Source organism: Pseudomonas sp. SID14000 (assembly GCF_002165135.1).
Lineage (GTDB): Bacteria > Pseudomonadota > Gammaproteobacteria > Pseudomonadales > Pseudomonadaceae > Aquipseudomonas.
In genome coordinates, this window is record NZ_NFZQ01000005.1 from 179,910 (window position 1) to 193,098 (window position 13,189).

A 13,189-nucleotide genomic window follows, 5' to 3' on the forward strand; every position below is an offset into this window, starting at 1 on the left:
AGTGGAGTATTCAGATGACATCGAAGCGCGCGTCGAACACCCGCCCCGCTGCTGTCAACGGCAGGTCGCGCGACTCAGCGTGATCGCGCGGGGCGCGCCATACGCCAGGCTGCCGTTCGGCAATGACCTCGTCGATCAGCGCGTCGACCATGCGCGTGTCCTGGTGATGCGGGGTGGTGATGAGGTGCGCGGTGTCGCCCGAAGTCGCCAGGCTGTACTTCCTGGCGATACGCGCCGAGGGGCAGGGAAACACCACCGTAATGGAGTTGTCGTGGCGCCAGGCATCGATGCCGGCGGCCCTCATGCGGTCGACGGCGTGTTGAGCGGTGTTCAGGCTGTGTTGCACTCGACGACGCCATTGCGCGGGCGAATGACTGCGCAGCGCCGCCCACATCATCATCGGTGTATGGCCATTGCGCGACCCGCTGATGGTCTTGTCGCTCGCGCTGATGTAGTCGACCTCCACCGAGATACGCTCAACCGCCTCGCGCTTGGCCACGACAATGCCACAGGGGATCGGCGAGCCAATCATCTTGTGCCCGGAAACACAGATCGAATCGACACCGTCGGCGAAGCTGAACGGCTGCGGGTTGTCGACGAACGGCAAGATCATCCCGCTCAGCGCGGCGTCCGCATGCAGGTAGTAGTCTTCACGCGCGATGCCTGCCTCTGCCAGGCGCTGCTGAATCACCAGGATGTCGTCGACGGCCCCGCGCATGGTAGTACCGATGTTGGCGAAGATGATCGGATGGCGCTCCTGGTCAACGGCTATTTTCGCCAGCAGGTCGTCGTAGTCGATCTCGCCGTTGGGCTGCGATTCCACGGCACGGCACTTGATCCGCAACAGCTTGAGGATCTTGGCCACCGAATAGTGGGTATCCTTCGAGTAGTACAGGGTAGCGTCGGGGAACATCTCCCGGGCCAGGTAGCAGCCGAACATGTTGCCCTCGGTGCCGCCATTGGTAACGTAACCCCAGCTGTCCTCGTGAGGGATGGCGAACAATTCGGCGAAATACGCCATGACCTCTCGCTCGAAGTCAAAGGAGTTGAGTATGTAGTTGCTCGGCTGCGCCCAGTCCCCGCAATTATTGATGGAGAACCGCAGGAAGCGATGCAGCGGGGTGTAGTCGAATTCGGCGTTCTCGGGGTAACCGATGTTGAAGTACTGGTGCTTCAGGCAATGTTGCCAGAAGGCATCCAGCCGGGCCTTGTCGGCGGATGACATAGTCATGTCCAACTCCTTTTAAACTGACTTGCGGGCCGCAACCTGCACCGTGCGGCCCTCTGCGGGGGTATCAGGCTGCCTTCTGCCGCGACTCGACCAGCGCCCACCAATCCTGCAAGGTCGGCGAGGCGGCCAGCTCCTCGAAGCTCACGTCAATGCCACGCGCCTTCAACTCGCTAGCCAGTTTCATCACCTGCAGCGAGTCCAGACCGTAAAAGATCAGGTTCTCCTGTGGGTCCAGATCTTCGCCGTCTTCCAGCAACTGCATCAGGCGCGTCTGCAGCCACTGGCGAGTGGTTTCCACTGCCAGCAAGTGGCGCAACTGCTTTTTGTCGATCTTGCCGACGGCGGTCAGTGGCATGACATCGATCATGCGAATGCGGTCCGGCAGCTTGAACTCAGCGATGCCCAGCTCCAGCAGATGGCGACGCAGGGCCGGGCCCTTGAGCGCGGGGTTGCGCGACACCACAAAGGCGCAGCTCTTCTCGCCGAGCTTGTCGTCAGGCATGGCTACCAGGCCAGCGTGGGTCACCTCCGGGTGCAGCACCAGCAAGTTCTCGATCTCCTCGGAAGCAACCTTCTCGCCGCCGCGGTTGATCTGGTCCTTGATCCGACCTACCACGCGCAGGTCGCCGCTCGGGGTCATCTGCACCAGATCGCCGGAATAGTAGAAACCGTCCCGGTCGAAAGCCTTGGCGTTCTGCTCCGGGCTCTTGTAGTAGCCACAGAAGGTATACGGACCGCGGGTCGCGAGCATGCCTGCAACGCCCGGGGCCACCGGCACACCGTCCTCGTCGACGATCTTGATTTCGTCGCCAGGGCTGACCGGGCGGCCCTGGGTAGTAAACACCCGCTCGTCGCTGTCATCCAGGCGGGTGTAATTGATCAACCCTTCAGCCATACCGAACACCTGCTGCAGGCGACAACCGAGCACCGTCGGCACCTGGCGCGCCAGAGAGTCGGCGAACACCGCCCCGCCAACCTGCAGGTACTCCAGTGATTGCAGTTGATCGCGATGTGCCGGCGCCGCTTGCAGCCACAGCGCTACAGCGCTGGGCACCAGGGCAACAGTGTTGACCTCGTGGCGCTGCACCAACTCGAAGCAGCCCAGCGGCTCCGGATTGGCCGCCATGACCACGCAACCGCCGGCATGCATCACGCCGAGGGCACCTGGGGAGCTGAGCAGGAAGTTGTGCGCCGCCGGCATCGCGCACAGGAAACGGGTATTGGCATTCAGCGCGCAGACTGCGGCACAGGCCCTGGCGTTGTAGTGATAATCGTTGTGGGTGCGCGGGATCAACTTCGGCGTGCCGGTGCTGCCACCCGAAAGCTGAAACAGCGCGACCTGGTCGGCGGCAGTTGGCGCATAGGCCACCGCCTTTGCCGCAGGGATATCGAGCCACTGCGCCAGGCTGCGCTCGGACTCATCTTCGCCCAGTAACAGGGTGACCTGCGGGCGAGTATCAACCTGCTCGAAGAGCCCGATGAAGCTATCGTCGCGGAACACCTCGTGCTCACGGGAAGCGACCAGCAGCTTCGGCGCAATCTGGGTGGCGTAGGCGGTCAGCTCCAGCTTGCGGTGGCTGTACAGCGCATTGAGTGGTGCAATGCCGGCCTTGAGCAGGGCGAACAGGACGACGTAGAACTCGGCAACGTTGGGCAACTGCACCAGTGCCGTGTCGCCTTGGCCGAGGCCACGCTCGGCCAGGCGCGACGCCAGGTTGGAGGACAGCCGGTCAAGGTCGGCGTAGCTGAACCGGCGCTCGCCGCAGATCACCGCCACGGCATTGGGCTGGGCCTGGCAACGGTCATGGAGGATCTGCGACAGCGGTTGGTCGATCCAGAAACCGAGGTCACGATAGGTTTGCGCCCGGTCCTCGGGCCACTGATTGAATTCAAGAGTCATAAGGGGATCACACATCGGGGAGTCGGATTAATGGGAAACGCCGCAAGCGCGCAGCATGGTGCGCAGCTTGGTCTGGACTTCCGCCCATTCAGTGTCGGGTTGCGAGGATTCGACGATGCCGGCGCCGGCGAACAGCCGTACCCGGTTATCCTTGATCGTGCCGCAGCGGATGGTCACCACCCATTCGCCGTTACCCTGGGCGTCACACCAGCCCACCATGCCGCTGAACAGGCCCCGCTCGTGGTGCTCCACAAAGCGGATCAGACGCCGCGCCAGTTCGGTCGGGTAGCCGCAGACTGCCGGGGTGGGGTGCATCCGGCAGGCCAGTTGCAGGGCGTTGACATGAGGGTCGATCAGGGTGCCTTCGATGCGCGTCGACAGGTGCCACAGTGCCGGGGTACTGACCAGCGAGGGCCGAGCCGGAACGTTCAGTTGCAGGCACATCTCGCCGATTCGCGCAGCAATGTCGCTGGTGACGAACTCGTGCTCGTAGTGATCCTTTTCCGATGCCGCCAGCCACTCGGCATTTCGCCGGTCAGCTTCCGCATCTGACATTCGCCTGGCCGAGCCGGCCAGTGGATTGGAGACAAAGCTGACACCCTCCTTGCGCACCAGAAGCTCCGGGCTGACCCCGACCAATGTGCCGCCATCGGCCATCGGTACACGGAAGTGATAGCCGCTGGGATTCTGTGCCCGCAAGTTGCGAACGATGGTGTCGACATCGACCCGGTCGGCAAACACCAGTTCGCGCTGGGTCGACAATACCGCCTTGCGCACATCGCTATGGCGGAAGTTGACGATGGCCTGCTCAACTGACCGCTTGAAGCCCAGTTCGCCGGGAAAATCCTGCTGTTCAACAAGTGTCGGCAGGTTTCCTTCGGCCACTGCCTCGACATCGCCGCAGTCCCTCCATCGACTGTGTTCGGGGATATACAGGCAAGACGCCTCGCGCGGGTCGAACGGCACGGCGCCGACGATCAGCGGGTTGGCCTGCCCGGCCTGGCGAGCACGCTCGAAGGCCTGCGCCAGAGCCTTCTGAAACGCACCCCCGGCATCGTCGCCGTCAACGGCAGGGGTTTCAACGCGTTGCATGGCTCCGCTGACAGCCAGCTCTCGGCCACCCGAGGTGAACGAGAATGTTCCCCCCTGTTGTTGTGCCCCGTCCATGTCACCCGTCATGAGGACGTTCGTGCTCATCGTGGTACAGCCTCCGTGCTAGATCGATCCAAATATATATTGAATCTTAATCATTATCGTTTGTAATAATAGAGGACGCCATTTTCAAGGCCTTGTCAATCACGTGATATGAGTCAGCCATGAGAGAGTTAACTTCGATGCAAGCCGCCTGTTGGATCGGGCGCACTGCTCATGCGGCACTAGGGAAAGTTTCTGCTCACCTGTATGCGGAATTCGACGGCCACGGCTTCGACCTGGACAGACTGCGTACCGCGCTGGCTCAGGTCAGCCAGATGCATCCCATGCTGCGCCTGCGCATCAGCGACCAGGGACAGCAATACATCGCCCCCCTCGACCAGGCGCCACACCTGGAGGTCGAGGACCTGTGCGCGATGAGCTTGCAACAGGCCGAACAGCACCTGCTGCAAAAGCGCGAGCGCTGGAGCCACCAACAACTGGACCTGCGCCATGCCAACCCCGTGCGCTTCAGCGTCAGCCTGCTGGCCGGCGGGCTATGCCGTCTGCACGTCGACACCGACATGATCGCCATCGACCCGTCGAGCTTCCGCACGCTGATGGAAGACCTGGCGCGCCGCTACGAGGCCCCGGACCTGCCCCTGCCCGTTACGCCGAGCTTCTTCGACTGGTGGGACCGGGCGTGTAGCGACGATGAGCTCAAGGCCGCACACGAGCGCGATCGGCGCTGGTGGCGCGAGCGCCTCGGTAGTATCGCCCCGGCGCCAACCCTGCCGCCGCCGACGACGCCGTGCGCCCAGGCCTACAGCCAGCGCCTGACCACACGGCTCCCGGCTTGCGAACGCCAGGCGCTGACACAGCTGGCGCGCGCACGCCGGTTGACCCTGTCCAACCTGATGCTCGGGCTGTTCGCCGCGACGCTGGGCGCGCACACCGGGGACCATCGCCTGCGCCTCAACGTGCCAGCGTTCTGGCGCCCGCCACTGGCGGACGGCGTAGATCGCATGGTCGGAGAGTTCGCCAATGTGCTGATACTCGATGTCGACGTAGCCGCAGCGGCCAATCCGGCGGCAATGTGCGATCAAGTGGCAAGGAACATGGTCGAACTGCTCGCCCATTGCAGTTATTCCGGGGTCAACGTGATGCGCGACCTGTCGCGTCAGCAGGGCACGCCACAGCTGGCACCGGTGGTCTTCACCAGCGCTCTTGACCTGCCTGAGGGTGAGTTGCTGTCCGAACAGGTGCGACGCAGTTTCGGCGACATGAACTGGGTGATATCGCAAGGACCCCAGGTGGCCCTGGATGCTCAGGTGGCATGCGCCGACGGCGGCATCCTGATCAACTGGGACATCCGCCTCGACGCCCTGCCCCTGGCCTGGGTCAGCGAGCTTTTCGAGCGTTTCGTGGCCTTGGTCAAGGCCGTGGCGGCGAAACCGACGGCGCTCGACCAGTCACTGCCACGCAAGGCCGGCGCCCAGCCGTTGAATGCGCTGCAGCAGGCTTACCTGCTCGGTCGCGGCACTCAGGTGCCGCTTGGCGGTGTGGCCATGCAGGAATTTCGCGAATACCGCGGACAAATAAACCCCGCGCTGCTGCGCGAACGGCTGCAGGCGATGGTCGCCCGCCACCCGAGCCTGCGCACCCGCATCGACCCACAGCGGCTGGGGCAGTACGTCAGCGATGAGCAGCAGCTGAACCTGGAAGAAGTCGACCTCGCTCACTTGCCACGAGACCAGGCACTGCGCGCCATCGACGCACGTCGCGACGATTATGCCCACGCCCACTTCGCAATGGACCGCGCGCCCTGGAATGTCACGCTGTTCCACCTGGCCGAGGACCAGTTGGTAGCCTTCGTGCGTATGGACGCGCTGATCCTCGACGGCCGTTCGATCGCCACTCTGATGCTGGAACTGTTCGACGGCTGCGTGCAGGCTGCCCCTGGCGGGGAAAGCGCTGCCACGCCGACCGGGAACGATACGCGCAAGGAAGCCGCCGCCTACTGGGCGGCAAAGCTGGCCATGGTAGAAAGTGCCCCTCGTCTGCCCTGGCAGGTACCTCTGGAGCAGGCCGGTGCCTCGCGCTACGCGCGTCAGAGCCTGGTCATCGACAAGCCGCGTTTCGCGGCGCTGAGCAAGATCGGCGCCCGCCAGCGCCTGTTCAAGAATTCCACGCTGATGGCGGTGGTGCTAGAGGTGCTGTCACGCTGGCAGGCCGAGGGTGACCTGTGCGTTGCAGTGCCGGTGGCGCCCCAGACCGACACCGTCTTCGCCAACCGCTCCAGCTTTATCGCCGTCAACTGGCAAAACGGTCCGGCGAGCCTTGCAGAACGCGCCGCGCGCCTGCAGGTGGACGTGCTCGAAGGCCTGCGCCACCTGGCATTTTCCGGCGTCGACCTGGCCCGTCTGCTGTTCGAGCGCTGCGGCCCCGGCCCGGTCCTGCCGGTGGTTATCACCAACGGCCTGTCCTGGCCCTCGGTACCGGACAACAGCGGCATGCATCTGCACGCTGGTCTGACCCAGACACCCCAGGTGGCCATGGATATCCGCTTCTGGGCCGACACCGAAGGCGCCTTGCACCTGGATGTCGACTATGCCCGAGACCTGCTTGCGCCAGCGCTGGTGGCAGGCTACCTGCAGGCCCTGGACAAGGCCATCGAGCAGATCGCCGAGCAGGGCGAGTTTGCCTTCGACGGCAACACCATCATCGACACCCGCCACTACTGCCTGAACAGCCGACCTGACGCTGCCTGTGAGGAGCGCTTCCTGGCACATATCGCCCGCAGGTTGTTCACCCCTGACAACCACAAGCTGGCGCTGGTCCAGGGTGAACGACACCTGAGTTATGCCGAGCTGGGGGCCGGCGTCGCACGCCTGATCGCCGCGCTACGCAAACGCGGCCTCGACCAAGGCAAGGTACTTGCCCTGTGCCTGCCGCGCAGCCCGGAGCACACCCAGCTGACCTTGGCCTGCGCGCTGACCGGGGTAATCTGGGTGCCGATCGACGCGGCCGCGCCCGAAGAACGGCGCCGCTACCTGCTGGACAACTGCCAGCCCGACCTGGTGGTACTGGCCGAGGGCGAGGCGTTCGGCCACCCGGTCGCGCGCTGTGCCGAGCTGCTGGCCGAGCCAGCGGCGTCGCCCGTGGCGCTGCCCGACCTGTCACTGAGCGAGGCACCGGCCTACTACCTGTACACCTCCGGCACCACCGGCCAGCCGAAGTGCGTGGTACTGAACAATCGCGCCACCGCCAACGTGATTGGCGCCACCTTGGCGCACTGGGCCGTGACCGAGCACGACGTGTTCCTCTCGGTGACCCCGCTGCACCACGACATGTCGGTATTCGACGTGCTGGGCAGCCTGGCCGCCGGCGCTACCCTGGTGCTGCCAGGGCCAGGCGAGGACAAGGACGCACTGCGCTGGAACCAGTTGATCGAACAGTACCGGGTGACACTGTGGTGCTCGGTGCCGGCGATGCTCGAGATGCTCCTGGCCTGCCGCGCAAGCCATACCCTGGCGAGCCTGCGGCTGATCGCCCAAGGTGGCGACTACATAAAGCCGGCGGTGATCGGCGAGCTGCGCGAACTGTTGCCGCAAGCGCGCCTGGTCTCCCTTGGCGGGCCAACTGAAACCACCATCTGGAGCATCTGGCACGACATCACTGCCGAAGACCGCAGCCAGGTACCCTACGGCCGCCCACTGCCGGGCAACGGCTACCTGGTACTCGACGGCCAGGGCCGGCATTGCCCCGCCGGCGTGGTCGGGCGTATCTACACCATCGGGGTCAACCTGGCGCTGGGCTACTTGCAGGGCGGCGAGCTGCTGCAAAGCGACTTCGTCCAGGTCGACGACGAGAACGGCCAGACAGTGCGCGCGTTCCGCACCGGCGACTGTGGGCGCTACCGCGCCGATGGCACCTTGCTGTTCGACAGCCGGGTCAATGGCTACGTCAAGGTGCGCGGGGTGCGGGTCTCGCTGCCGGACATTGAAATGGCACTGGCCAGCCACCCGGCGCTGCGTCATGTGCTGGTGGTCGACTTCGGTGACCCACGCCAGGGCGAAGTGAGCCTGGGTGCGTTGTATGTCGCCGACCCCGCCAAAGGTGCGCCAAGCGTGGCCGACCTGCGCAACCACGCGCATCAGCAGCTGGCGCAGTCCCATGTGCCTACGCGCTTCGTCAGCGTTGCCGAGCTTCCGCTGTCACAGAACGGCAAGCCCGATCGACCCAGGGCCAGGGCGCTGCTGGAGGCCCACGCTCCGGTAGACAGTGCTGTCACGTCGCGCGTCCGCGACCAGGTACTGGAAATCTACCTGGCGGTACTCGGCGCCACGCCACGCGCCGGCGCAGTGGACTTCCTCAGCTTGGGCCTGCGCCCGCAGCACCTGAAAACCCTGGCTGCGCGCCTGCAGGAACACTTCGCCGTGGTCCTGTCCCCTGGGCAACTGCTGCGCTGCCGCACCCCCGAAGATGTCGAACTACTGCTCAGCGCCACTGGCGCCTGAGTCCGCTACGCCCCAGGCGGGCGCCGTCGTGGCGTCCGCCCTTCCCTGACAGCAGGATGTAGGAGAAACACTGGATGAAGGATACACCCACCGTAGATATCGCCGGCATAGGCATCGGCCCGTTCAATCTGGGGCTGGCCGCGCTACTGGCCCGCCACCCCGAGAAAAGCGGCGTATTTCTCGAGCGCAAGGTCGAGTTTCGCTGGCACGAAGGCCTGCTGCTACCAGGTACCACCCTGCAGGTGCCGTTTCTCGCCGACCTGGTAACCATGGCCGACCCCACCCATCCGTTGAGCTACCTGAACTACCTGCACCAGCACGACCGGCTGTACCAGTTCTACTACTACGACAACTTCCAGGTGCCGCGCCGCGAATATGACCACTACTGCCGCTGGGCCTCGCAGCAGCTGGCGAGCTGCCATTTCGCAGAGGAGGTCTGCGACGTCAGCTATGACGCCCAGGCCGACCGCTTCCTGATCGAGAGCCAGTCGCTGTCGGGGTTCAAGCGCTACTACCAAAGCCGCCACCTGGCCGTGGGCATCGGTACCTCGCCGATCCTGCCGCGCTGGGCGCAGGTCAAGAGCAGTGCGCCGATCATGCACTCTGCGGAGTTCGGCAAGCGCCAGGCGCAATTGCGCGACTGCCGCCAGGTCACTGTCATCGGCTCCGGCCAGAGCGCCGCAGAATGCGTGCTGGCCCTGTTCGCCGAGCTGACGCCGGAGCGGGTCGCGGCAGGCGCGTCGATCCGCTGGATCACCCGCACACCGGGCTTCCACCCGATGGAGTACTCCAAGCTCGGCCAGGAGTGCTTCACCCCTTCCTACATGGCCTACTTCCACAGCATCCCCCGCGAACGCCGACGCGATATCGTCGCTGGCCAAGGGTTGTTGTACAAAGGCATCAGTTTCTCGACCATTGGCGACATCTACGACCTGATCTACGAGCGCTCGATCGGTGGCGCCGAAACCGGGCTGACGCTATTGTCCAACTGCGAAGTGGAACGCCTCGAGGACCAGGCCGGTCGCCTCAAGGTCTGCTATCGCCATCGCGAGCTGGAACAGACCGGCGCCTTCGAGACCGATGCCATTGTCGCAGCCACCGGCTATGGCCATGCCTGGCCGCAGTGGTTCAAGCGCCTCAAGGGCCGTGTGCTGGCAACCGACGACCAAGGTGACTGCATTGTCGAGGAGGACTTCACTGCGCGCCGCTGCGACAAGGGCAGCGGCCGCGTGTTCGTGCAGAACGCAGAGATCTTCCAGCACGGCGTCGGCTCGCCCGATCTGGGCATCGCCGCGATCCGCAACGCGACGATCCTCAACCAGTTGCTGGGGCGCGATCACTACCGTCTGCCAAGGCGCTCGGCCTTTCAGCAGTACGGAATGCACGACGCCTGAGCGAAGTACAGCAAAAGAAAACGGGGCGCCTGGCGCCCCGTTTCTTGCTTGCGCAAAACCTGGCTCAGACGTTGAGTTGCTCCAGGCGCACGCTACCGGAGGCCGGGTTGACGAACTGCGCGAACACCCGCTCGATGGCTGCGCTGACACGCGCCATCTGCGCGGCGCTATAGCGATCGGAACAGTAGGTCACCACCAGGCGCAAGGCGCGCTGGCCGTCGAGCATGTTCTCCATGATCTCGAACTGGATACCGAACATCGACTGGCTCTTGTCCGGGTCGATCTGACGGTAGCGAATCGCCTGGCCCTCGGGCGTGCTCAGTGCGCCGTTGAGGGCATTATTGGCATGGATCTGCACATATACGTCGAACAACAGGCCATCTGCGGGGGTCATGCCCAGCGCCTGCTGGATGTGCTCCATCGGCACATCGGCGTAGGCCATGGAGTCATTGATCATGCGGCTGGTGTGCTCGATCAGTGCGCCCAAGGTCTGTTGCCGGTCGAACTGCACGCGGTGCGCAACCATGGTGGTGAAGTAGCCGACGCTTTCGTAATAGGCCGGGTCGCTGCGCCCGGAGGCAGAGGTGCCAATCACCAGGTCCTGCAAGTCGCCCACTTTGTGCAGGGCCAGGGCGATGGCGCTATAGACCACGCCGAACAGCGACGCGTTGTGCTGCCGGGCAAAGCCGTAGAGGCCGTCGATCAGCGCCTGTGACGGGCAAATCTCGAACCACTCGGCACGGGTGCTGGCCTCGCCGTTCGCCACTGCGGTCGGCGCGCCGATGGTGGGCAGGGTCAACCCCGGGGTGGCGGGACGCAGCATGTCGGTCCAGTACGCCAGGTGCCGTTGATCGATGCCCCGGGCCTGCTCGCGCTGCGCATACTCATGGAACGAACGCGCCGGGGTCGCCCAGGTCGGCGCCCGACCGGCAGCACGGGCCAGGTACGCCTGGGCCAGCTCTTCCATGATCACGTTCAGCGACCATTCGTCGATTGCCATGTGGTGAACCAGCAGTGACAAGGTCTGGCGCCCATGCTGCGGGTCGCGGAAGAAACGCACACGCATCGGAAGCTCGCGAGCCAGGTCGAAGCGGTAACCTGCCTCGCTGGCCAGCGAGGCGCCTTCGCCTTCGCCGCTCGGCCAGAACCACTTGTAGTTCGCCAACCCAGCCAACGGCACCATGCGCTGGTAAGCCTGGTCAGCATCGAAGTGGAAAGTGGTGCGCAGGCTGGCGTGGCGCTCGACCAGGTCGGCGAAGGCCCGCTCGAACAGCACCTCGTCGACCTCGTCGAGGAAGTCCATGGCGAACGGCAGGTTGAAGATAGTGCCGAAGTCGAAGGCGGCATAGGTGCGCCCAAGGGAGGCCTGGGCCAGGGCGAAAGGTGCCGTCTGCAGCTCCGGTGCCTGCTCGGGCGCGCTCGCCGCACCTGCCGCTTGCACCTGCGCCCGCGCCGCCAGGGCCCGGGCCGTCGGCGCACTGAAGAAATCGTTGAATTGCAGCCCGATGCCGTGGTTGCCCAACAGCTTGCCGATAATGCGGGTGGCCAGCAGCGAGTGGCCGCCGAAATCGAAGAAGTCGTCGTCCACGGTCATGCCGGGCTCGGCCAGGGCAGTGCGGAACTCGCCGAGAATGACTGCGGCAATATCGTTGCCAGTGCCCGGTACCGCAGCGACAGGCTCGGGGGCGCCGCCGGCACCCTGGCGCCAGGGCAGGTGTGGCGCGCCGAGCGGTCGGCCGGCATAGGCATCCATGACCAGGCGGTAGAGGTCATCCTCGCGACAAGTCTGGTCGAGCACCTGATGAAGGACGAAAGCCAGTATCAACGTCTGGCCGTTGTACAGCACCAGGGCGTTGAACGGCGGTTGCTGTTCAGCATCCCACGGCAGGTTCTGCAAGGTTTGCAAGCGCGCTTCGGCCTGGGCATCGCTTTCGACCGGCGAGACGCTGACGCAAGCACGCCAGTCACTGCCGCTCACCTTGTGCAGTTCGCCGTCATCGTTGAAGCGATAGCGGGCATTGAGTGCTGGCAGTTGGCTGACAACTGCCTGCAACGCCTGTTCGAGCCGGGCCAGATCAAGGCCGTCGGCGAAACGCCAGGCGCTGAAGTGCCTGAATGCCTGGTCCGGATATTGTTGCTGCGTGAGCCATACATGCTCTTCAAAACCACTGACAGAAAGCTGCGCGGCAGCCTCTGGATTTCGTTCCATCATGGAAAATCCCGCCTTAACGAACAAGACAACAGATGGAAAGGACGGCCTGGATACCGACGCCCCTTCCTCGATCCGGTGATGGCACCCGTCTGGACCGGGTGCCAAGGTAATAGCCGCCCTGAGCGCGTTGCATGGTCTAGAGGAACCCCGTATGCTCTGAATATTAATCATAACTATTCTCATTAGTCAAAACAGGGCATTGCCAGCATTCAGGGAGAAGTGTGGTGAACAACGGACCGTTCACGCTCGAGCAGCAATTGGGCCAGTTGTATGTCGAACATCACAGTTGGCTGTACAGCCTGCTGCGGCGCAGGCTGGGAAACTCGTTCGATGCAGCCGACCTCGTCCACGATGTCTATCTCAAACTGCTCAAGCGCGGCAGTGTTCCCGCCGCCGAGGTCAGCCGCTGCTACCTCACGCAGATCGCCAAGGGGCTGGTGATTGATCTCTATCGTCGACGCCGAGTCGAATCCGGACACCTCAATGGCCTCAAGGAACAGAGCGAACCGCTGGCCCCCTCGGAGGAAGCCCGCGCCCTGCTCCTGGAAACCCTGACTCAGATCGAGGCCGCCCTCCATGCCCAGCCTGCCAAGGCTCGCCAGGCCCTGTTGATGTACAAGCTCAACGGCATGGCGCAGCGCGATATCGCCAGCGAACTGCAGGTGTCGGTGTCATCTGTCGAGAAATACATCGCTTCGGGGTTGCGTGCCTGCGTCCCGTTCGCCTCCTCAAGCGGCGCGTGATCATCCACACGCTGTTTGAGGAATTCAGCTCGCCATGCGGAATACCCGGTATGCACAG

Annotated in this window: 7 protein-coding genes; 3 read left to right on the top strand and 4 right to left on the bottom strand. The window is 64.1% G+C overall.

What is annotated here, in order from left to right:
• Window positions 1–10: 10 nt before the first annotated feature.
• From CAY82_RS09455 to CAY82_RS09465, 3 genes are all read right to left on the bottom strand, one after another.
• Window positions 11–1,231, bottom strand: a complete 1,221-nt coding sequence (locus tag CAY82_RS09455) for a histidine decarboxylase (protein ID WP_087500969.1) — start codon at window positions 1,229–1,231, stop codon at window positions 11–13.
• 64 nt (window positions 1,232–1,295) lie between these two features.
• Window positions 1,296–3,131: a (2,3-dihydroxybenzoyl)adenylate synthase gene (locus CAY82_RS09460; protein ID WP_087500970.1), complete on the bottom strand. Its 1,836-nt coding sequence runs from the start codon at window positions 3,129–3,131 to the stop codon at window positions 1,296–1,298.
• Between the two features lie 27 nt (window positions 3,132–3,158).
• The gene (locus CAY82_RS09465) at window positions 3,159–4,328 is read right to left on the bottom strand and encodes an isochorismate synthase MenF (protein ID WP_087500971.1); all 1,170 of its coding nucleotides are present in this window, start codon (window positions 4,326–4,328) and stop codon (window positions 3,159–3,161) included.
• Between the two features lie 137 nt (window positions 4,329–4,465).
• Between CAY82_RS09465 and CAY82_RS09470 the strand changes: the two genes are divergently transcribed.
• Window positions 4,466–8,782, top strand: coding sequence for an amino acid adenylation domain-containing protein (locus tag CAY82_RS09470; protein WP_256576247.1), 4,317 nt, complete (start codon window positions 4,466–4,468; stop codon window positions 8,780–8,782).
• 74 nt (window positions 8,783–8,856) lie between these two features.
• Window positions 8,857–10,176 (top strand): putative histamine N-monooxygenase, encoded by a 1,320-nt coding sequence (basC, locus tag CAY82_RS09475; RefSeq protein WP_087500973.1) that lies wholly within the window; start codon window positions 8,857–8,859, stop codon window positions 10,174–10,176.
• Between the two features lie 64 nt (window positions 10,177–10,240).
• Here the strand turns inward: basC and CAY82_RS09480 are convergent, their stop codons facing one another.
• Window positions 10,241–12,388, bottom strand: coding sequence for a condensation domain-containing protein (locus CAY82_RS09480; protein WP_087500974.1), 2,148 nt, complete (start codon window positions 12,386–12,388; stop codon window positions 10,241–10,243).
• A 224-nt stretch (window positions 12,389–12,612) separates the two neighbouring features.
• Between CAY82_RS09480 and CAY82_RS09485 the strand changes: the two genes are divergently transcribed.
• The gene (locus CAY82_RS09485; RefSeq protein WP_087500975.1) at window positions 12,613–13,131 is read left to right on the top strand and encodes a sigma-70 family RNA polymerase sigma factor; all 519 of its coding nucleotides are present in this window, start codon (window positions 12,613–12,615) and stop codon (window positions 13,129–13,131) included.
• Window positions 13,132–13,189 lie beyond the last annotated feature (58 nt).